At 60.6% G+C, this 21680-nt stretch carries 19 protein-coding genes and 1 tRNA gene; 11 read left to right on the top strand and 9 right to left on the bottom strand.

What is annotated here, in order from left to right; genetic code table 11:
* Positions 1-3 precede the first annotated feature (3 nt).
* Positions 4-1158: a glutamine-hydrolyzing carbamoyl-phosphate synthase small subunit gene (carA, locus tag WM40_RS08240; protein ID WP_046152626.1), complete on the bottom strand. Its 1155-nt coding sequence runs from the start codon at positions 1156-1158 to the stop codon at positions 4-6.
* A gap of 689 nt (positions 1159-1847) precedes the next feature.
* Here carA and WM40_RS08250 point away from each other — a divergent pair.
* Complete coding sequence (locus WM40_RS08250; protein WP_157685752.1) at positions 1848-2492, top strand: hypothetical protein; 645 nt, start codon at positions 1848-1850, stop codon at positions 2490-2492.
* Positions 2493-3018: 526 nt separating this feature from the next.
* Positions 3019-3984 (top strand): hypothetical protein, encoded by a 966-nt coding sequence (locus tag WM40_RS08255; protein ID WP_157685753.1) that lies wholly within the window; start codon positions 3019-3021, stop codon positions 3982-3984.
* A gap of 102 nt (positions 3985-4086) precedes the next feature.
* Here WM40_RS08255 and WM40_RS08260 read toward each other — a convergent pair whose 3' ends face one another.
* Positions 4087-5865, bottom strand: a complete 1779-nt coding sequence (locus WM40_RS08260; RefSeq protein ID WP_046152629.1) for a transglycosylase SLT domain-containing protein — start codon at positions 5863-5865, stop codon at positions 4087-4089.
* A gap of 162 nt (positions 5866-6027) precedes the next feature.
* Entirely contained in the window at positions 6028-7059 is a 1032-nt protein-coding gene (locus WM40_RS08265) for a hydroxyacylglutathione hydrolase (protein ID WP_413783801.1), read from the bottom strand.
* A 54-nt stretch (positions 7060-7113) separates the two neighbouring features.
* Between WM40_RS08265 and WM40_RS08270 the strand changes: the two genes are divergently transcribed.
* Complete coding sequence (locus WM40_RS08270) at positions 7114-8049, top strand: class I SAM-dependent methyltransferase (protein ID WP_046152630.1); 936 nt, start codon at positions 7114-7116, stop codon at positions 8047-8049.
* A 150-nt stretch (positions 8050-8199) separates the two neighbouring features.
* On the opposite strand, the gene WM40_RS08275 is transcribed toward WM40_RS08270, so the two are convergent.
* A complete protein-coding gene (locus tag WM40_RS08275; RefSeq protein ID WP_024901457.1) occupies positions 8200-8847 on the bottom strand; it encodes a ribonuclease HI in 648 nt (215 codons plus the stop codon).
* Between the two features lie 32 nt (positions 8848-8879).
* Here WM40_RS08275 and WM40_RS30030 point away from each other — a divergent pair, with 32 nt between their 5' ends.
* The 5 genes from WM40_RS30030 (at position 8880) to WM40_RS08300 (ending at position 12248) form a co-directional block, all read left to right on the top strand.
* Positions 8880-9062: a hypothetical protein gene (locus WM40_RS30030; RefSeq protein WP_046152631.1), complete on the top strand. Its 183-nt coding sequence runs from the start codon at positions 8880-8882 to the stop codon at positions 9060-9062.
* Between the two features lie 129 nt (positions 9063-9191).
* Entirely contained in the window at positions 9192-9950 is a 759-nt protein-coding gene (gene dnaQ / locus WM40_RS08285; RefSeq protein WP_024901459.1) for a DNA polymerase III subunit epsilon, read from the top strand.
* A gap of 145 nt (positions 9951-10095) precedes the next feature.
* Positions 10096-10170: transfer RNA gene (locus WM40_RS08290), tRNA-Val, on the top strand.
* 228 nt (positions 10171-10398) lie between these two features.
* On the top strand, positions 10399-10770 hold the full coding sequence (locus WM40_RS27775) for a DUF4089 domain-containing protein (protein ID WP_052738232.1): 372 nt from the start codon (positions 10399-10401) through the stop codon (positions 10768-10770).
* A complete protein-coding gene (locus WM40_RS08300; RefSeq protein ID WP_024901461.1) occupies positions 10767-12248 on the top strand; it encodes an AtzE family amidohydrolase in 1482 nt (493 codons plus the stop codon). The genes WM40_RS27775 and WM40_RS08300 overlap by 4 nt, the downstream gene beginning before the upstream one ends.
* 88 nt (positions 12249-12336) lie before the next feature.
* Here WM40_RS08300 and WM40_RS08305 read toward each other — a convergent pair whose 3' ends face one another.
* The 5 genes from WM40_RS08305 to WM40_RS08325 form a co-directional block, all read right to left on the bottom strand.
* On the bottom strand, positions 12337-15030 hold the full coding sequence (locus WM40_RS08305; RefSeq protein WP_052738233.1) for a sensor domain-containing protein: 2694 nt from the start codon (positions 15028-15030) through the stop codon (positions 12337-12339).
* 243 nt (positions 15031-15273) lie between these two features.
* A complete protein-coding gene (locus tag WM40_RS08310; RefSeq protein WP_176025977.1) occupies positions 15274-15744 on the bottom strand; it encodes a hypothetical protein in 471 nt (156 codons plus the stop codon).
* A gap of 129 nt (positions 15745-15873) precedes the next feature.
* Positions 15874-16551, bottom strand: a complete 678-nt coding sequence (gene thrH, locus WM40_RS08315; RefSeq protein WP_024901464.1) for a bifunctional phosphoserine phosphatase/homoserine phosphotransferase ThrH — start codon at positions 16549-16551, stop codon at positions 15874-15876.
* Between the two features lie 12 nt (positions 16552-16563).
* The gene (locus WM40_RS08320; protein WP_024901465.1) at positions 16564-17181 is read right to left on the bottom strand and encodes a LysE family translocator; all 618 of its coding nucleotides are present in this window, start codon (positions 17179-17181) and stop codon (positions 16564-16566) included.
* Positions 17182-17306: 125 nt separating this feature from the next.
* Positions 17307-18092: a 2OG-Fe dioxygenase family protein gene (locus WM40_RS08325; RefSeq protein ID WP_201779128.1), complete on the bottom strand. Its 786-nt coding sequence runs from the start codon at positions 18090-18092 to the stop codon at positions 17307-17309.
* Between the two features lie 171 nt (positions 18093-18263).
* Between WM40_RS08325 and WM40_RS08330 the strand changes: the two genes are divergently transcribed.
* The 3 genes from WM40_RS08330 to alkB all read left to right on the top strand — a co-directional run bounded on the left by WM40_RS08330 (position 18264) and on the right by alkB (position 21617).
* Positions 18264-19142: a LysR substrate-binding domain-containing protein gene (locus WM40_RS08330; RefSeq protein ID WP_024901467.1), complete on the top strand. Its 879-nt coding sequence runs from the start codon at positions 18264-18266 to the stop codon at positions 19140-19142.
* Positions 19143-19336: 194 nt separating this feature from the next.
* Positions 19337-20848, top strand: coding sequence for an MFS transporter (locus WM40_RS08335; protein ID WP_046152632.1), 1512 nt, complete (start codon positions 19337-19339; stop codon positions 20846-20848).
* A 106-nt stretch (positions 20849-20954) separates the two neighbouring features.
* On the top strand, positions 20955-21617 hold the full coding sequence (gene alkB, locus WM40_RS08340) for a DNA oxidative demethylase AlkB (RefSeq protein WP_036006771.1): 663 nt from the start codon (positions 20955-20957) through the stop codon (positions 21615-21617).
* Positions 21618-21680 lie beyond the last annotated feature (63 nt).

Here is a 21680-nt window from a genome sequence, read left to right on the forward strand (position 1 = left end):
AGCTTAGCGCGCGTGCTGCGCTGACTGCCCCTTCGAGGCCATCGAATCGATGAAGCGATCGAACAAGTACGCAAGGTCCGACGGGCCCGGCGACGCTTCCGGGTGTCCCTGGAAGCAGAATGCCGGCTTGTCCGTCAGTGCGAACCCCTGCAGCGTGCCGTCGAACAGCGAGACGTGCGTGACCCGGGCGTTGGCCGGCAGTGAATCCGTATCGACCGCGAAACCATGGTTCTGCGACGTGATGACCACGCGGCCGTCGTCGAGATCCTTCACCGGGTGGTTTGCGCCATGATGGCCAGTCTTCATCTTGACCGTCTTCGCGCCAACCGCCAAGGCCATGATCTGGTGCCCCAGGCAGATACCAAACGTCGGAATGCCGCGGGCGATCGCCTCGCGCGTCGCCCGGATCGCGTAGTCGCATGGCTCCGGATCTCCCGGGCCATTGGACAGAAAGAGGCCATCCGGGTTCAATGCCATCGCATCGTCGATCGTGCTTTGCGCCGGCAGGACGGTGACCTTGCAGCCCCGCTCCGCCAGCATTCGCAGGATGTTGTACTTGACACCATAGTCGAAGGCGACCACATGGAAACGCGGTGCCGCCTGCTCGGGCTGCCCGACGCCGAGTCGCCATTCCCGCTGCGTCCACACATACGACTGCTTGGTCGACACTTCCTTTGCCAGGTCCATGCCGCTTAATCCCGGAAAGGAGCGCGCGAGCTCGATTGCTCGGGCGGTATTGTCCTCCCCGGCCAGGATCGCGCCGTTTTGCGCACCCTTGTCCCGTAGCAGCCGGGTCAGACGGCGCGTGTCGATGCCCGCGATACCGAGGACATTGCCGCCGCGCAGGTAGTCGCTCAACGTCTGCTGCGAACGAAAATTCGACGCCACCAATGGCAGGTCACGGATTACGAGGCCGGCAGTCGCGATGGAAGCGGATTCGACATCCTCGTCGTTGGTGCCGACATTGCCGATATGCGGATAGGTCAGTGTGACAATCTGACGCGCGTAGCTAGGATCGGTCAGAATTTCCTGATAACCGGTCAAGGCGGTGTTGAACACCACTTCACCGATCGTATGGCCCTCGGCCCCGATCGACCAGCCACGGAAAATCGTGCCGTCGGCAAGCGCGAGCAAAGCAGGAGGAAAAGACGGCAGCACAGGGAGCTCCTGGTGGATTGCCCTGGCCGACCTGCCGTCTCCCGCATTTGCACCATCGCGCGCTCGGGTCGTGGCCAATTTTTGAACACAACGGCGCTGCGGCGGCACACGTATTGCCGGACCACTTGGAAGCTGAGTCGGCAACGACGGGGGGTGGCGATAGAGGGAGGAGGTAGGCGCTAGGGCTAGGTGTTGATTGGGCTAAACCTGCAAATTATAGCCTAAGACGCCTGCTCATGACACCCCAGCGACACCCCGATGGCTTTGGCACGACAGTCGCACGACGCATGAGACGCTACGAATCGCCCGCCGCGGGAACGACGAGCGCTTGCCGACGGCATTTTCCGGATGGAACCGTCATACCCGGACGTCACCAAACAGATGGCTTCGCGCGCAGCGGGCATAGCCTGGCCGGACAGGGCGCAACGCAACCCCGGAAAGACCGCGGAGATCCTCGTACCCGAAGACAGCCGTCGCGATCGAGACGCCGAAGCACCCTCTACTCCTCACAGGAACCTGTCCATGGATACGCGTATCTGCGATCTCTCGTATTGCCCTTCATCAACGTCGACGCAGGCTGCTGAAACCAATGCCTCCCGCGGCGTCGCTGCCACGTGCGCTGATGTAAAGCGACCGGAGCGCGACGCCCTCATCCTCTTCGCGACGTCGGAACAAAAGTCATCGACGCATTGACCCGCCTGCCGACCGACACCGCTCACCTGACCTTGCTACGCTGTGCGATGGACCGATCGTTAGTCAGCGCTCTGCATGGACTGACCGACCTTATTGCGCTCCATCTTGTGGATACGCCCGCATCCGGGCGGCATTATGTCGGATTCAATCGCAGCCTATCAGCCATCCGGGTGCGCGAGTTGACATTGGTCGGCGGCGACTTTACGCACTATACGGCGCTCGCACTTGCGGCGAACTGCTTTTTGCAGGACGTCACACTGGTCGATCTTGAATTGACGAGAGAGTGGACGCTCACGATCCTGAAATCGTATTCAATCCGTTCGTTGACCCTTGTCCGCCCTCGCGCCGCCTTGCATTCAAGATACCCGGAGTCGATGCGCGCGCCGCTCGTCGACAAGTCCTGGCTGGACTTCGTAAGTCGTGGAACCTGGATCGACATCCGCTACGAAGAGACCGACGAGCAGGCGACGCGGGAAAACCATGCAGGGCCGTCGTTCGCACAACAGACCAATGCCAAAACTCCCACGGCACCTAGTCCAGCACACCCGCCAACATCAACCGCGTCCACGGCGCACGAAAAAGACGTGATGGATAAGGCCACGAAACGGATCGACCTTGGGTGGACCATGGCACGCCTTTAGACTCCAGCGTCCACGCGCGATACGTAAGGCAATGCAAACGGCGCGCGGTTCGCCCGTGCAGCGCGACACGGCTACGGTGACAGGGCCGTCACCGCACCGTACGGTGAGATCAGCGCGAAGCGGACCCGACGTGCAGGCGCCGCCTTGGCTACCGACTTGTTTGGCTTTGTAACGCGCTTGGCGACCAGCGTCGGTGCGGTGCAGTCGGACTCAGCGGCGGGCTTGGCAACCTTCTTCGACTTTCGAAACGTATATATATTGCAATGGCATATTTAGTATTCGCAATAAAATAGACTAAGTCGTATTTCCCGCTGAATTTCTCCCGCCGCCGACTGATACCGGAGTCAAGGCACAGACGGCATGGACCCCATGCACGGCCTGTGACCAAAGTACAGACATCCATCCGAATCCCCCGTCGCCGCGACGATGATGGATGCCGTTCCACGCGCACCATGCGGAACGGTCACGCATGTGCGTCACCAAGAAAGACCCGCTGCGATATCGGCAGCGCTCTTGGAGACGCCTCATGCTTTCCCCGGTCGCCCCCGATTCGAGTAACCCATGCGCGTTGCTCCGACTCAGTCGCATTAACGCGGAGCCAGCTTTCGATCAACTGAACGGTCCGCCGGCATTCAACTACGCTGGCGATACGACACGGTGGCAGGGGCAACCTAATTGGAGCCCGGACGCTTTGTCGCGGCTTGATACACATACCTGTCACGTGACGCTGCAAGGAGGAGAACTCGACGATTCAGCGATTCACAATTTGATGCGCTTTCCCAATCTGGCGTCGCTCGAATTGGTTCACGTGGACATTCCGCCGCGCGTGAATTTCGCATTCGTGCGCGCCTTGATGCTGCTGCCCGTCAAGCGGATCTATTACACCAACATGATCCTGCCTGATGCCATGGCCCTGGATGCGCAAAAGATCAAGACGATGATTTACGCAAAGGCGGGGTTGATGTCCGGGGCGATATCGATGCTCATGGGCTCGCCGCACTTGCAGCGGCTCGACGTGCGGGGTGCCCTGCTCCCCTCGCACCTCAATACGCTACCGTTGATGCAGCGCGAACAACCGCTCGATACCTTTCTTTGTCAATGTGACGTCGATGCGCCCCATAGTGACCGCCACAATGCCGCCGATGCGTTGTTGCACCTGCCCGTACGCAACCTTACGCTGGACGGAGGTGCGTTCGACGAAACGGCGGCAGTGGCGCTGGGACAGAACCCGCATCTTGAATCACTGACACTTCAGCATCTGCCACTGACACGAGCGTGGATCGAACAGATCATTACGCCGTCGGTCATACCACCCCAACGGCTCCCCACGCTACGCTTGCTGACAATCGTGGCCCCGAGGGAGGTGCGGGCATCGGGTCGCGCGAATCCCGATCTCGTATCAAGGGTTGACCGCACCTGGCTCAATACGATGCATTACCGTCACGGCCTGACTATCGAATTCCGGGAAGCAAGTACAGCGTCATTGAATTAACGCGCTGCTCGCGGGCGGCAGTCGCGATGCATGATCCCAGAACGCGGGACACCGACACGCTTCACCGGCAAACCCGTCAAGCATGCCGCGACGTTTGCACGATCAGCGCGACGCGACGCGATGGGCCGAGGACGATTTGCCCGAAGTCTTGGCAGGCTTCGCAACCGCCTTGGACGCCACTTTCGGCGTCGCTTTTTCGGCCTTGGCTTGCCTTTCGGGCACGGCGCGGCGACTGGAAGCCACCGCATTCTTCGCGGGCTTGCTCTCACGCACCACTTCGCGCTTGCCTGCAGCCGGGCGCACCTTGCCCTGAGCGCGCGTGGTTACGATCTTGCGCGACGACTTCGGTTCCGGTTCCGATGCTTGCTCGACCTTGTCAGAGGCGCGGATCACGCGGCCCCGTGACGCGTCGTCGTCCCGCAGCGATACGGTCTGCAATTGCATCGGACGGGCACCGCCATCGACATCTTCACGAACATACACGACCAGCTGCGTGCCGGCACGGAACGACGTGGCGCGCGTGCGATTCCAGCGACGCAGTTCCGCTACCGACACGCCCAGGCGCGACGCCAATGCCGTGGCTGTTTCACGCTGCGGCACCCGCACTGACACGCGACGGTAGATCGGTTTGTCCGGTTCGATCGCCAGCACCGCATTCTCCGCGACAGTCGCGCTGATATCGCCCACCGCAGGGCCATCATCGGATTTCGGCACCAGGATCGTCGAGCCCGGCTTCAGGCGCATTCCGGACGGAATTTTATTGACTGCCATCAGCGTCTTCGGATCAACGCCGATTTTCTCGGCAAGGTCCTTCGGACGTTCGCGTGCGGTGACCTGATACGTGGTCCAGCTAGACAGCGGCAACGTATAGTGTTTCAGATTACGCGCGAAGACTTCGGCACTGTCGAATGGCAACAGAATCTGTGGTTGCGTCGAACCCAGGATGACCGGCTTCGTGAACGACGGGTTCAACGCCTTGAAGTCATCGAGTTTCATGTCGGCCAATTGCGCCGCCACCTTGACGTCGATATCCCGCGACGTGGTCACTGTCACGAAATAAGGGTGATTCGGAATTTCTGGCAGCGTCAGACCATACTTCGCCGGGTCATCAATCAAGTTCTTGACCGCCTGCAGTTTCGGGACGTAGTTACGCGTCTCGTTCGGCATGTTCAAGCTGGCGTAATCGGTCGGCAAACCCTTGGCGGCATTGCGAGCGATGGCCTTCTGTACATTGCCCTCCCCCCAGTTATACGCGGCCAGTGCCAATTGCCAGTCGCCGAACATATCGTGCAGCCGGGACAGGTAATCGAGCGCGGCATCGGTCGACGCCAGCACATCGCGGCGCTGGTCCTGGAACATGTTCTGCGCCAGATTGTAGTCTCGGCCCGTACCAGGAATGAATTGCCACATACCGGCCGCCTTGGCAACCGACAACGCCTGAGGGTTGTAGGCACTTTCGATAAACGGCAGCAATGCCAGCTCGGTGGGCATATGACGCGCTTCGAGCTGTTCGACGATGTGATAGAGATAGAGCCGCGAACGATCGGTCATACGCTGAACATAGTCCGGACGCGTCACGTACCAGTTCGTTTGGGCGTCGACCAGATCGCCAGTCAGGTCGGGCATTTGGAAGCCGCGGCGAATACGGGCCCAAAGATCCGTATCCTGCGTCGCCAGTGCATCGACCGACCCATGGTCCACATCAATCGTCTTGCCCGCCGTCGAACGACGCAGCGCCTTGCTTTGCGCCGTTTCCTTGTTTTGGTCCTGATTGGTGGCGTAGGCGTTGGTATAGCCATCGGAGCCATTCGCCATATTGCTCGCCGTGCCGGCACAAGCGGAAAGCATCAGCGCCAGCAGCGCACAAAGGATCAATCGCATGAAGGAGGCGTCTCGATAGCCAGTAACCAAGGCGGAAGTAGTGTCAGGATGGTAAGGAAACCCGTCCCTCCCGTCAACCTCCGTTACAAAAAAATCTCAATGAAATCGAGGGGCTGCAAGGTTTTTTTAAAGTAACAGCATGGATACCCCTTGTAACGGGTGTTAGAAACGGTCCTTCCACGCGCGTAATTGGGTGAAAGCGGCGAGCCGTGTCAGAGGCACTTCCGCTGCCTGTTCACCCTGCCGTGCCGCCATCACGGCCCGCAGTTGCGGTGCGATGGCCGGCGCATCGGCACGCAGAAACGGGTTGACGCGGCGCTCATGCGCCAAGGTTGTAGGGACGGTCGGCGTACCCGCCGCGCGCAGCGCGTCGGCCTGCACCGACCAGGCTTGCAGATCCGCATTTTCCGGATCGGCCGCCAATGCAAAGCGGATATTCGATAGCGTGTACTCATGTGCGCAATGCACCAAGGTCGCCGCCGGCAATGCCGTCAACCGGTCCAGCGACGCCAACATCTGCGCTGGCGTGCCCTCGAACAAACGGCCACATCCGGTGGCGAAGAGCGTATCACCACAAAAAACCCTCGGCGGCCGATTCCGATCGATAGTGGCAACCGCAGTCGCTGGGGCGGCAGTGGGTTCGCTCCCCCCTGTTCCCGATGCACGACCTTCACGGGACGACGTGCTATCCGACGCGCGCGACGGGGTGCCCTCCTCATCGCCTGCCCCCGCCTCGAAGTACGCGATATGCGCACGTGTATGGCCGGGGACGTCGATTACCGTAAAATGCGCTCGCGGCGAGGCGGTCGCCACGATATCGCCGCCTCGAATAGGCTGCGTGACCGTCGCGATGTCCTCGCCAGCGGGCCCGTAGACGGGCGGCAAGGCGGATGCCCTGCCTGTGGCGATCTGCCGTTCGGTGTAAGCAAGCAACTCGGCCACACCGCCGACGTGGTCCGCATGGTGATGCGTGAGTAGAATAGCGCTCAGATAACGGTTGCCGGCCTCGAGATAAGCGATGACTGGCGCCGCCTGCCCCGGATCAACGACCGTCACGCCGATCGCGTCCGGGAGGGCGGCTTCGCATTGCGGCACCAGCATCCAAATATAGTTGTCATTGAATGCAGGTAATGGGAAAACGTCGTATGTCTCGCTGGGAGCGGACGCGACGGAAGACGAGGCTGGCGGCATCATGGGCATGAATTGGGGGCAGCGCGACAGGCTGCCGATGTATTTGATTGGGGGCGCATGGCTGAGCGACCGATTATAGACTGGTCCGACTGGACGCAATCCCCGCCGGGGCAATACGTCCTGGCGTGGGAGCAAGCCCAGGCGGATCGTGTCGTCAGTGACATGTTCGGCTATCGCGCCGTGCAACTGGGACTGCCGCAACTTGATGCGTTGCGGGAGAACCGGATGCCTAGCCGCGTGTTGACACTCGACCCGCAAAGCCCGTTCAGCTCGCCTTACCTGCTCCCGCCTACCCGTCCCGGCGCCGATCGCTTGATGCACGCCGGCCAGCCACCTCTGCATGGCCAGCACGGACATCACGTAGGTGGCCGCGAACCGCGTCGACGTTCCGGAAATGCGATATTGGATGCGCAGACGGACGTGCCGCTGCTGCATGCGCCGCCTAACCGGACAACGGTCTGGGCCGACTTCGGCGAATTGCCGTACGAGAGTCAAAGTCTGGATTTGCTGGTGATGCCGCATACCCTGGAATTCACGGTGGAACCGCATGCGCTGCTGCGCGAAGCGGAACGCGTGCTGGTGCCGGAAGGCAAGCTGGTCATTACCGCGTTCAATTCCTTGAGTTTGTGGGGGGTCCGGCAATCGGTCGGCCGCCGGACGCAGCGGCCGTTCGTGCCGGCGGATACCGACCTGATCGCCTTTACGCGGCTGAAGGACTGGATCAAGCTGCTCGGATTCGAATTGAGCCGAGGAAGGTTTGGCTGCTACCGCCCGCCGTTGACAAACGCGAAGTGGCTCGAACGCTGCCGCTTCATGGAGGCGGCGGGCGACCGCTGGTGGCCGATTTTCGGCGCGGTGTACTTGATCACCGCGGTCAAGCGCGAACGACGCATGCGACTGGTGGGTCCGAGTTGGAAGAAGAAAACAGCGGCGGTGCCCTCGGCACTGACACCTGCGGCGGCGCCGACACCCACCTCGGCATCGCGATTGTAGGAACGGCCCGATGCAAGGTCGCCGACAACAGGGAGGGTGGTCACGCAGCCCTTTCGCCCGATTGGCGTACCCTCAAAAAATCGCACGCTCCTGAGACAGCGTCGAGGACCGATCCTTGGCACCGGCGGCCCGGCTTTGTGCATTCGTGCTTCAGGATCCGGCCGCCAGGCGCTTCCGCGACAATTCCGAGCCCTTGTTCGCCAACACGTCGGCGCGTTCGTTCATGTCATGTCCGGCATGTCCCTTGACATGATGAAATCGCACGGATGCATGGCGGCGAACGGCTTCATCGAGAAACACCCAATGCTCGATGTTTGCTTTCTTCTTGAAGGCGCCTTTCATGGTTTGCACCACGTACAGCGAATCGGTGTGAACGTCAATGGACGAGTTGGCCGGAAGATTATTCAACCCGTGCGCTGCCGCCAGTATCTCGGCAACCTGATTTGTGGCGTGCCCGATCGACTCGAATCCTTCGTAGACAACTTTTCCGCTACTCAGGACCACCCATCCACACCCCGCCGGCCCGGGATTCCGCAATGCCGAACCGTCCGAATAGATGACAAAGCTACCGGGCTCCACCGGAGGGGTCAGCGGGGCGTCGGTCTGTCCCGGCGCATTGTCCGCTGGAACCTTACCTTTCGACGCGGCGCCTCCCACATCCGGTTGACGCAATGCCTCGATCGCCACGCGCAACGCACGTTCAGTAATGCCGTTCGGCATCTCATACCATGTTCGCGCGGCGGCGATAAGATCTGCGACAAGAGGTTCGGTATGTGTGCTGCGGCCCATGGTCGACATAAAAATGACTAGTGTAATCGCACTTCGCCTTGGTGACGACCCTTCTGACTGACAACGCCCGCCGGCCCCACGCACTGCCGGACGTACTCCTGACGCACTTTTGTCAGACGAACCGGGACCCGGAAAGCGTGGCCGTCGTGATCGATGTCGCATTGCCCGGCTGGTGCACTTACCTGACGAAAAATGCCGGCTCGTCGATCGACACGATCGCGTAAGATATGCGGAAATCCTGGTCACGGCGCGTTACCGCGCTTACGCGACGCAGCGCAAAATATGCAAGGGCGTGAATTCCGCGCGGATTAGCCTTCGTCTCGCGGCGCCCTCCCACTATTTATTGACAGACGATGCTTCGACAACTTGTATTCGATACCGAAACCACCGGACTGAACCCCAAGACCGGTGACCGGATTATCGAAATTGGTGCGGTCGAGCTGGTCAACCGTCGGTTGACCGGCAATAACCTGCACTTCTATGTCAACCCGGAACGCGACAGCGATCCGGGTGCGTTGGCCGTACACGGCCTGACCACCGACTTCCTGTCGGACAAGCCAAAGTTCGCAGAGATCGCCGAAGCCCTGCGCGACTACGTGAAAGGCGCCGACCTGATTATCCATAACGCGCCGTTCGACGTCGCTTTCATGGAAGCCGAATTTGCCCGGCTGGGATGGCCACCGTTCGTCGAGCACGTGGGCGAGATCATCGATTCGCTGGCCATGGCGAAGGCCACGTTTCCCGGCAAACGGAATTCACTGGATGCGCTGTGTGACCGTTTCGGCATCAGCAACGCGCACCGTACGCTGCACGGCGCCCTGCTCGACTCGGAATTGCTGGCGGAAGTGTATCTGTCGCTGACGCGCGGCCAGGAGAGCCTGGTCATCGACGGTGGCGACGATCACACCGATCATGCGAGCAGCGGCCACGCCCAGGCAGCAAAAACGGCCGCCGCGACCTTCGCATCGCTCTCGCTGCCCGTCCTGCGGGCAACCGACGACGAAGCGGCGTCGCATGGCGCACTGCTCGCCGAACTGGACAAGGCATCAAAAGGGAAATGCGTCTGGTTGGCCGAGCCCGCCGCAGAAGCAGCCGCGCCAACAGCGGCGTGAGCTGTCGCGAGATGCATCGCTCGTGCATGCATTGGCCCGGCGTCGGTGAAAAACGCTTGCAAAGCGAAAGATCGCTGCTATAATCTCGTTCCTCGACAGCGCAAGCAAGCATCAATCGCTCTGCGGTGCTGTCGAATACGACCCAGGGTGGTTAGCTCAGCGGTAGAGCACTGCCTTCACACGGCAGGGGTCACAGGTTCGAACCCTGTACTACCCACCAGAATTAGCGATGACAACCGATTCGTCGCAGAAACAAGGCCCCACGATACATATCGTGGGGCCTTTTTCATTGTGCCGACGCACACCGCGACATGCCTCCTCCCGGCGATGACTTGTCTTCAGCGACATCGAATTTTGATACGCGGCCGGCAACGACTATGATGCGTACCATGGTTGCATAGCAAATCGTGGCAGGAACCCCTGTCACGCCGACGATTGCCGGAAGCCCATGCCGATGATGCCTCATTCGACGTCCCGATCTTCCTGGCCGACGGAAACGGTCACCCCTGACCCCACCGTGCCACTCGGCACACCCGGTGCGCGCCTTGAGCATGCCCCTGACGTGAATACGCCGCCGCCCCGCGCAGTGCTGTCTGCCGAAGCGCTTGAGGCATATATGGAAGCTGCCGCTGTCACGCTCGGCCTGCCGATTGATCCCGCCTTTCGTCCCGGCGTGCTCCGCTATCTCGATATTGCCGCGACGATGGCACGGCAACTCGACGCCATCCCGCTTTCCGAGCGCGACGAACCGGCTAGCCGGTTCGAGCCCGTCGCCGCGGCACCTCGTCCCGCGAGACGCGACCCGACAGGTGCGGCATGACAGGATCATCGCTTTCTCCCGCGACCCAACTGTTCCTGGGTGACGCCACTGGCATGGCCGCGGCGGTACGACAAGGTGAAATCCGCGCAAGCGATCTTGTCGAGACGGCGCTGACACGCATTGCGCAGACCGATGGCGCCTTACGCGCTTTCACGACGGTCGTCGATGCACGCGCCAGACAGCGCGCGAGCGAACTCGACACCCTGCGCGCACGCGATCCCGATGCGTTAGCACGCTTCCCCCTCGCCGGCGTACCCTTTGCCGTCAAGAACCTGTTCGATATCGCCGGTGTAACGACGCTCTCCGGTTCGCGCATCGAAGCCTCTCGCCCCCCCGCCGCCAACGATGCGCCGCTGGTCGCCGCATTGGAAGCGGCCGGTGCGATACTTGTTGGCGCCTGCAACATGGATGAGTACGCGTATGGCTTCACGACGGAAAACTCGCACTACGGCGTCACACGCAATCCTCATGATATCGATCGGATTGCCGGCGGCTCGTCCGGCGGTTCCGCTGCCGCCGTCGCGGCAGGCCAAGTCCCGTTATCGCTGGGGTCCGATACCAACGGGTCGATCCGTGTGCCTGCGTCGCTTTGCGGCACATTTGCGCTAAAACCGACTTTCGGCCGTCTCCCTCGCACCGGCACCTATCCGTTCGTCGACAGCCTCGACCATCTCGGACCATTTGCACGCAGCGTGCGCGATCTGGCGTTGAGTTACGACGTGATGCAGCGCGCGCCCGCGACGGGCGACGGTGGCTGCGCCGGACGCGCGGTCGAAACGACCGCGGAGCAAGTACTGTCGACACTTGCCGGCCATGCCGGAAACGACATCGGACGCGGCGATCTGCGTATCGCCATGTTGAACGGCTGGTTCCGAGAGTACGCCGAGCCGGAAAGCCTCGCCGCCGTGGACCGCATCGCCGAGGCATTGGATGTCCATCACGCCGTGTCATTGCCCCTGGTCGAGGCAGGGCGCGCGGCGGCGTTCCTGATCACGAATGCCGAGGGCGCCGCGCTGCACCTGCCCGATCTGCGCACGCAACCGGATGCGTTCGAACCCCTGTCGCGCGATCGCTTCCTTGCCGGCGCGCTATTGCCCGCGGCCTGGATACATCGCGCCTATCGGGTACGCCGCGTGTATGCCCAGGCCGTCGCAAGACTGCTTGGTGATTACGACATCCTGCTGGCGCCGGCCACGCCGCGGGTCGCCACGCTTGTGGGCCAGGAAATGATGGAGGTCGGGTATCACACGCTGCCGGTTCGTGCAAACATGGGTATCCTGACGCAACCTATTTCGTGCATCGGTCTGCCAGTCTGCACGGTGCCGGTGTGGCACGCGCATCCTACGCTGCCGATAGGCGTGCAAATCATCGGCGCGCCGTGGCGCGAGGATCATGTGCTGCGGGTAGCCGCGACGCTGGAAAGCTTGGGATTGGTACACGCGCCCGTTGCGACACCGCCGCGCCAACGCGACGCCTAGCGCATGACGCCACGCTGGATGCAGCGGCCACCAGCACGCCCGCCAGGTCAGCATCCGACGCGCTTCCCGACGCCCAGCCCGGGCTCGGCTACGCGGTAAACCCACGCTTGCCGGATGTCGCGTCACCGTGGCCCGGAACGCGCACGGCGTTCAGCCAACGCAGCACATCCGCTGGCGGCATCGGACGGCAGACAAGAAACCCTTGCAGCTCGGTGCAGTGCTCTGCCAGCAAGGTCTCCCGCTGCGCCTGCGTCTCAACGCCTTCCGCGATCGTCGCCATTCCGAGGCTACGGCACAGACTCATGACCGATCGCACGATGGCCATCGATTTCGGATTGCGGCCCAGTTCCTTGATGAAACTGCGGTCGACCTTGATCCGCGTGAATGGGAAACTCTGCAGCAAGCTGAGGGACGAATAACCGGTGCCAAAGTCGTCCATCGCCACCCCGATTCCCATCGCCCGCACTTCCTTCAAAATCTGGCGCGGTATCTCCGCATTTTCCAGCAGTGCGGTCTCGGTGATCTCCAGTTCCAGCCGACACGCGGGAAAGCGCGACTCCTCCAATGCAATCGACAAGGCGCCGATAAATTCGTGATACAGCAGTTGCGACGGCGACACGTTTAGACTCAACCGCACGTCCTCAGGCCAGGCCATGGCATCCATGCAGGCGCGCTTCATGACCCACGCCCCCAGCTCATGCATCATTCCACGCTCTTCGGCCACCGGAATGAATTGCGCGGGCGCCATCACGCCCCGCCGTCGGTGACGCCAACGCAGTAACGCCTCACATGCGGTCACGCGCCCCGTGACCGCATCGATGATCGGCTGGTAATGCAACGTCAGCTCATCGCCGCGCAGCGCACGCCGCAGGTCGTCCTCGACCTCGTTACGGGTGCGCAGCGGATCGCTCATGCCTGGTTCGTACAGGCAGAAACGATTGCGCCCTTCGCGTTTCGCCTTGTACAACGCCAAATCCGCCTGTTGCAGCAGATGATCGGCATCCGTCGCGTTGTCCGCGTGCAGCACCACACCGACACTTACTCCGATGCTGATCTCGTTGCTGGCAATCTCAAAAGGATGGTCCAGTTGATCGATGCAACGTTGCGCCAACGCCCGCGCCTGCGCCACCGTCCGGCACGACGTGGTGACGATGGTGAATTCGTCGCCCCCGAGCCGCGCCAGTTGCTCACCCGTGCCGAGGATGTTGAGCAAGCGCTGGCTGACCGCTTTCAGTAACAAATCGCCGATATGGTGTCCAAGCGAGTCATTGACGGGCTTGAAACGATCCAGGTCCAGATACAAGAGCGCGAAACCGGCGCGCTCGACACCAGTGGCGTTCAGCAAATGATGGATACGATTCTGAAAACTGGTGCGGTTGGGCAGGTTCGTCAGCGTGTCGTGATGCGCCAGATGCTGGATGCGTTGTTCCGTCATCCGCTGTTCGGTCACGTCCTCGACCGTGGAGACCCAGCCGCCGTGCGCCAGCATCCGCGTACTGACCGCGATATGGCGCAGCCGGAACAACAACTCCAGCTCCATCGTCTCGCGAATCCAGCTGTCCCGATCCGACAACGACACGGTCAGTTGTCGCAGATGCTCGGCGGCCTCGGGCTGCTCCCACAGTGGCACGATCTGCGAAATCCGTTCCACGACCGTTTCAAGCGACATGCCCGCCGTCAATGCGTCGGGAGGCAATTCGAAAATATCGGAGAAACGGCGGTTCGACAGCACCAATTCGCCACGCTGGTTGAACAAGCATAAGCCCTGACGCATATTCGTCAGCGCCAGATTCAGGTTCTGGGAAGTGGCCGCCAGTGCGTTGGCATTCTTGCGTTGTTCGGAGCAATCGCGCGTGATCTTGGCGAAGCCGAATAGCGCGTCGTCATCGTCATAGACCGGCTGGATGACCACGTGCGCCCAGAAATGGCTGCCGTCCTTGCGCACGCGCCACCCTTCGGCATCGAATTTGCCAACGTGCCGCGCCGTGTCTATGCCCAACGCGGGGATGCCTTTCGCCTGATCCTCCGGCGTATAAAACATTGAAAAATGCTTGCCGACGATCTCGGCCGCCTCGTAGCCGTTGGCCCGTTCGGCGCCCGCATTCCAGCTCGTAACGATACCACTCGGATCGAGCATGTAAATCGCGTAGTCGGTGATCCCTTCGGCCAGCAAGCGGAACCGTTGCTCCTGCTCCTGCGCGCGGATGAGCAGATGGTGCAACTCCGTGCAATCACGCGTCACATTGGCGAAACCGAACAACGCGCCATTCGCGTCGTAAATAGGATCAATGACCGCGTGCGCCCAAAATTTCGAGCCGTCCTTACGCGCGCGCCAACCCTCGGCCTGGAATTTGCCTTCGTCCCGTGCGATCCGAAGATTCGATGCGGGAAGGCCGTTCACCTGGTCTTCGGGCGTGTAGAGGCAACCGTAGTAGCAGCCTATGATTTCTTCGGCGGTATAGCCCTTCGCACGTTGCGCACCGGCATTCCATGTACGGATTCGCCCCTCGGTGTCCAACATGTAGATCGCGTATTCGGCGATACCCTGGATCAACCGCTGATAGATTCCGCCGTCCGACACGGTATCGACAACCACACCGGCACTAGCGTCGTGCGGCTTGGTCGCCGCCCCTCCGTCCACTGGCTCACCACGCACACCCTCCACCCCGGACGACGCGGTCTGAGGCGAAAGCGATACGGCGGCAGATGCGGATGGGTATGGGCGAGTGTCGGCAACACCGGGCGCCGCGGCGTTTTCAACGACCTCGTCCTGACCTTCCATGTCGACTACGCGTGGGACACTCTGCGCTGGGGACCGCTGCAGACGACGCACCGGCGGAGCGTGGGCGAATCGTCATACGTTTGTTTACGGCCACATCCCACACTTCTTTAACGCTTTTTGATGCACAAAAGAAGAACACTGGCACATCACTGAAACGGCACGCAAGGTCTCGGAAAGCTCCGTCAACACTCGCATACGGTTCCGTACCATCTCAAAAATAGACCGACCGATCAGTCTGGCGCATCAACCATTACGCATCGATGCCATGCGCGGCTGGGCCACCATCACGTCCGAACGATCACCCGCATGTCCGCGTTCGCCAGCGATCGGCTCGTTCATCGCGTCATCCAGTTGCTGTTCGCGCAACCACCGGTCGTAGGTTGCGGCGTTGGCATATGTTTGACGTAAAGCCATCGCGCGATCCGGACGACTACGTCGCTCCGTCTCGGCCTGCTCCGGCTTCCAGCCGCCCAGCGAAAACTGCCCTACCTCCAAACCCAGACGCATGATGACTTCCAGCGCCTTCATCGGGTTACGAAACGCGCGCGGCCGCCGGCGATTCGATGTCACCAGTACAGCCGCTCCCGCATTACGCGTCTCCAGTTCTACAAAGAACGCCGCACCGTCCGCGCGCAACATCGCTGACTCGATGCCACCGGAGAGGACGGCTACCTTTGCCTGGGACAGATCCAACATCTTCATCGCATGGCTCATCGCATACCCCTTCAGAATAAAAAGTAAAACATTCCGGATCAACGAGAAGTCGTTGCCGTAAAACGTGCTGAAAAAACAGGTACTGCTCGATGCTGCATGGCCTGTGACTGTGCGTCATGCCACATCGGTTCAACCCACATGCAAGCCGGAGCCCGCTACCGCGGCATTACGGACCGCATGCGGTGGACCACAGAAGTGCATCAACTCCTCGCCACACAGCGCTTCGGTGATTTCATCCAGTCGTTCGACCGTGCGCAGATGCGGCGCCGCGAGACGTGTCAACTCGGAAGGACGGACCAGGAAACCGTGAGTGGCCAGAGACAGCATGGCAAGATCGTTGAACGCATCGCCAACGGCGAGCACGGTCGCACCCTCATTCAAATATTTCCGGACGACATCTTCCTTGCCGCGACGCGGCGCAAAAGCACAGCGGGTGACGAAGCCCGCCGCGTCGACCTCCAACCGGTGACACTGCGCCGGCGGACTTCCCAATTGGTCAAGAATCGGTGTGGCCAATTCGACAAAGCAATCCGAGACGATTTGTATCTCGTAATCCCGCGCCCGGAGCGTATCCAGAAAAGCCTCAGCCCCTTCAAGCGGCGAGAGCGAAGAGAAAATCGCCTGCACATCACTCAAGCGCAGCCCCTGCTTGCGCAATGCGTCGATTCGTTTGCGCATCAGCCATTCATAGTCCGGAGTCTCCCGGGTCGTTTCCAAGAAGGCGTCGTTGCCGGTCTGCTGCGCCAGAAAAGGCCACAACTCGGGCATCAGCACGCCCTCCAGATCGATACAGGCAATCTTGTCCATCCATAATCTCCGTCAATGCGCGACGCCAGACAGCGCCAGTGACACCCCCAAGCCCATCAGCGCCGTGCCAATCACCCGGTCCACCGCACGTTGCTTGTCGAGCATCGTGCGACGCAATACTTCGGACGAAAAGAACACCGCGACGAGACTGAACCACGCCCAGTGAGCGAACGACATGAACAGTCCATAGCCGAAGTCGACGAACAACGGGCTGCCTGGCTTCACCACCTGGGTGTACGAGCTGACGACGAACAGCATCGTCTTCGGATTCAACGCATTGGTCAGAAAGCCGGTACGGAAAGCGGCGAACATCGAGATGCCCCCTCCCTGCTCCAAGTCCAACGAAAGTTTCTTTGTATTCGTCAGTGATTTATAGCCGATGTAGATCAAATACCCGGCACCGACAAATTTCATCGCAGTAAACATCATTGGCGAGTGGGCGATGATGACGGCCACACCGAAGACGGTGTACATCACGTGCACCTGAACGCCAATGGCGATGCCCAATGCGGAGACCAAGCCCGCGCGGCGGCCAAACGCATAGCTATTGCGCGTCACCATCGCGAAATCTGGTCCCGGACTGATCACCGCCAACACAGTGATCAACGCTACTGCGAACAATTCATTCATGCCTGTCTCCGCATTGGTTCGACCCTTTACCGGGTCGTTCTGGACGCTTTAAATCGTCGGAGCGACGGATTTGCCGCCGGGTCGTTTGGGCTTACTGCGCCTTATGCGGCCGTGCCATCGATGCGTTATTTCTTGCAAAACGTGACTACGAGCATGTCGCGGTACGCGGGCACATCCGCCTTGATACGTTCGATCGGCGTGACACCATGCACCACCCTCTCGTCATTGAGGATCGCCGCGTCGAATGGCGACACCATCGTGTATGCGGCAAGCCGCTCGCCATGGCGATCGGCGATTTTCGATTCACCGTTTGAAACGTTCTGCCGATCCATCAACATCATGAAAACGAAGTTCACGCCATCGCGATGCATGCCCTCGGGCGTGGGCAAACCTTCCCCTGACGTCGCGTTGATGCGGAACTGGTGGACTTCGATGTGCCATGCATAGTACGGCGCCAGGCGGCCAAAAATCTCGCAGCAGAACGCGAGCACCGCGTTCATCGCATCGCTACCGCTGATCTCCGGCTCCAGCGGCGCGAAATAGCGTGGAATACCACCGTTCAAATGGTTGTAGTTCAGGCTTTGGTAATGAGGCTGCTGGGCTTCCAGATAGGCCCGGCGCCCGCCTGGCAACGCACTGTAGACCGCATGGCGACGATAGCGATAACGGCCACCGTCGCCCATGAACGTATCGAGCTCGAGACGATTCCAACTCTCGGCGAATTGCTGCCACTCGCCAGCTCCCACGTCGGCAACCGTGCCGAGCAGACGGCGCGTCTTGCCGGCAGGCAGGAAGCAAAAATCTTTCTGTGCAATAAATTCGCACAAACTGGCCGCCTCGCGATTTAGCGAGACTTGCGCATGAGGCTCTGGTATCGAACGCGGCCGGTGTTCAAACAGTTGCTCCATCATTACGCCCCCTGGATTATGTAGGTATCGTTTTGCCGGAACGTTTAATGGAACGTTGCAGCGCCAGGAGATTATTAGGGCCTTTGACGATTCAAAAAAGCGATTTATAGTGTGAGTCATCTGATAGTATTTCTCACACTTATTTCAAACGAACGGTTGATTAAGGACCACACCATGCGGCTTCCACCGTTAGGCACATTCAAAGTATTCGACGTAGCCGCACAGACGGAAAGTTTCGTAAAAGCCGCGGAAACGTTGCATGTCACGCATGGCGCCGTGAGCCGGCAAGTCAGGCAGTTGGAAGAAGCACTAGGGGTGGCGCTGTTCGAGCGACGTAATCGCGCGGTGTTCTTGACGGCGGCGGGACGCGCGTTGCAAGCCACCACCACGTCTATTTTTGACCAGTTGGAAGGCACCGTGCATCGGCTGCGGCAGCAGGCGCACGAGAACACACTGGTGCTATCGTGCGAGCCGACCATCGCGATGAAATGGCTGATTCCGCGACTGCCGTCGTTTCAGCACGCGCACCCGGACATTCAGCTGCATCTATCGGCCGCCGGCGGTCCGATCGATTTTCAGAAAACGGGCGTCGATCTCGCACTGCGACGAAACGACTTCACCTGGGACACCAGCGTGCACGCGCTGACGATTTGCGATGAATGGGTCGGACCGGTGGCAAGCCGCGAGACCTTTGCCGCGCCGGAGGCACGCTTGCTGTTGCTGCATACGAAATCGCGACCGAACGCCTGGAAGCATTGGTCGATCGCCAGCGGTATGACCCTGGGGAGCAATGCACGCATTGATTACGAGCATTTCTACCTGTGTATCCAGGCGGCGGTGGCAGGCCTGGGCGTTGCGATGTCGTCGTTTTTCATGGTGCAGGACGAACTGGCGAGCAAGCATCTCATCGCCCCGCACGGGTTTGTACGGGACGGTTCCGCGTATTGCCTTCTATCGACTTATGCACTCGACGACGACCCGAAATGCCGGCGTTTCGCCGACTGGGTCACCCGGGAAATGGCGCGCTGCGCCGCGATGATTCCCGCCGCGTAACGCGAACACGGCTGCCTTTACCCGTACTGCGGTCACGCCTTTTGCCACGGTCGCCTACGCAGTTTCCCTAATGGGCATATCATGCGCCTGCAACGCGCAACGCCTGCATCCCGATTAATGGCGTTCTTTTAAATACAACCGAAACGACCGCCACCTTGCCGCAAAAGTGGCCTTCTCGCTGTACGACTTCCCTCATGCAAAACGATACCCCGCGGCTTGGCTGCTCCGGCCTGTATATCCTCCTGGCCGGTCAATTGCTGCCGCTGATCGATTTCTCGATCGTCAACGTAGCGCTCGATCCTATCGCCCGCGCACTGGGCGCGAATCAAGCGCAACTTGAGCTGGTGGTCGCCGTCTACGGCGTGGCGTTTGCCGTCTGTCTTGCCATGGGTAGCCGGCTGGGAGATCGGCTCGGGCGGCGTCGCATATTCGGCTGGGGGGTGGCGCTTTTCGGAATAGCCTCGCTGCTGTGCGGCTTGTCCAGCTCCGTAACGCTGATGCTGGCGGCACGGGTGTTGCAAGGCGTAGGCGCCGCGCTGATCGTGCCGCAGATTCTCGCGATCATTCACGTCACGCTGAAAGGCCGGGAACATTCTCGAGCATTGGCACTGTATGGCAGCGTCGGCGGTCTGGCATTCGTGATCGGCCAGGTCCTGGGCGGCCTGCTGGTGACAATGGACATTGCCGGGCTCGGCTGGCGCAACGTGTTTCTGATCAACCTGCCGATCTGCGTGGCCGTACTGTGGAATATGCGCCGGGCACTGCCGGAAACCCTCGCGCCGCAAGCCTCACGGATCGACTGGCCGGGCACGAGCTTGTTGTCCTTGGTCATCCTGTGCCTGCTCGTACCGCTTTCGATCGGCCCGGTGCATCATTGGCCGTGGGAAAGCATCGTGCCATTGCTGCTGGTCCCCGTCCTGGGCTGGGCATTATGGCGCGTCGAAATGCGCCAGGAACGACGTGCGCAGCATGTCGCCGATCCTGCCAAAACGCATCCCGCCGCTGTGCTGCACACCCATGCACGGGGCAACATGTCACCGTTTCCGGCTCCCCTGTTACCACCATCACTGATGCGCTTGAGCAGCGTTCGCTTTGCCTTGCTGCTAGGTATCCTGTTCTTCTCGTGCTGGGCCGGGTTCATGTTTGCGATGGCCTTATTCCTGCAAGTAGGGGTGGGCATGACCGCCTTGCAGTCGGGGAATGCGTTTATCGCTTTGGGAACAGCCTATTTCATCTCCGCGTTATGGACCTCGAGGATGGTGGAACGCTTCGGAAAGTTGCCAACCCTGTTGGGCGGATCGATCATCCAGATCCTGGGATTGCTCGTTCTGATTTACACCCTCGCCCATACTTGGCCACATCCGACGCTATTACAGTTGATACCGGCCAGCATCCTGATCGGCTTCGGCCAGGCATTTATCGTCAGCAACTTTTTCCGAATCGGCCTTTCCGATGTCCCGACGCATCTTGCCGGCGGCGGCAGCGCCATGCTCAGCACGCTGCAACAGGCAGCCTTCGCATTAGGCGCAACGCTGCTGGGAGGTGTTTTCGCGCAAGCGCTGCACGCGAGCAACGGGCAATACCTGCATGCCATTATCGCGACACTGACTGCTGAAGCGATCTTGATGGCAATCCTGATTATCTGTACGACGACATACATGCTCCGAAGGCGAGACGTGTCCGGAACGCCATCGACGGCCACGTAAGCATATCGCGCATGGCATCCGGCGCTTGCGTGGAATCAATCGGCCATACCGATTCCACTGCGTGGCGCATGCGAAATACGTCGTCCATACAGCGTAGAATATCCGAATGCATACCCGTGACCTCTTCACCGACGACGGCACCGCCATTCCGCTCCTCGAACGGGTGCGAGTGGGTGAGCAAACGATCTTGTTGCGTGGCTTTGCGTTACCCGTCGTCGACCAACTGCTGCATGCCGTCACGTCGATCATCGAAAGCGCGCCCCTGCGCCGCATGGCGACACCCGGGGGTTATACGATGTCGGTCGCGCTGACCAATTGCGGCACATTGGGATGGGTCACGGACCGGCGCGGCTATCGTTACACGTCAGTCGATCCACAAACGGGGCAACCGTGGCCGTCCATGCCCGACGTGATCCGTACGCTCGGACACGATGCCGCGCATGCGGCGGGTTTCGCGGATTTTCTTGCCGATGCCTGCCTCATCAACCAGTACCGTCCGGGCACCAAGATGTCCTTGCATCAAGACAAGGACGAACGCGACATGCGCCGGCCAATTGTCTCGGTGTCGCTCGGCATTCCGGCCGTGTTCCAGTTCGGTGGAATGAAACGGGGGGACCCGACGCAGCGCATACCATTGATGCACGGCGACGTGGTGGTCTGGGGTGGCGTGGATCGACTCCGCTTTCATGGCATCCTTCCCGTCAAGGACGCTCATCACCGGGAATGGGGCCGTCAACGCATAAATATCACCTTACGAATGGCCGGCTGAAGCGGCATCGCCCCGACCAAACAAGTCTGTCTATCTGAAATTTACTCGCTGATTCCCATCCCG

The organism is Robbsia andropogonis (genome assembly GCF_000970345.1).
Classification (GTDB): domain Bacteria; phylum Pseudomonadota; class Gammaproteobacteria; order Burkholderiales; family Burkholderiaceae; genus Robbsia; species Robbsia andropogonis.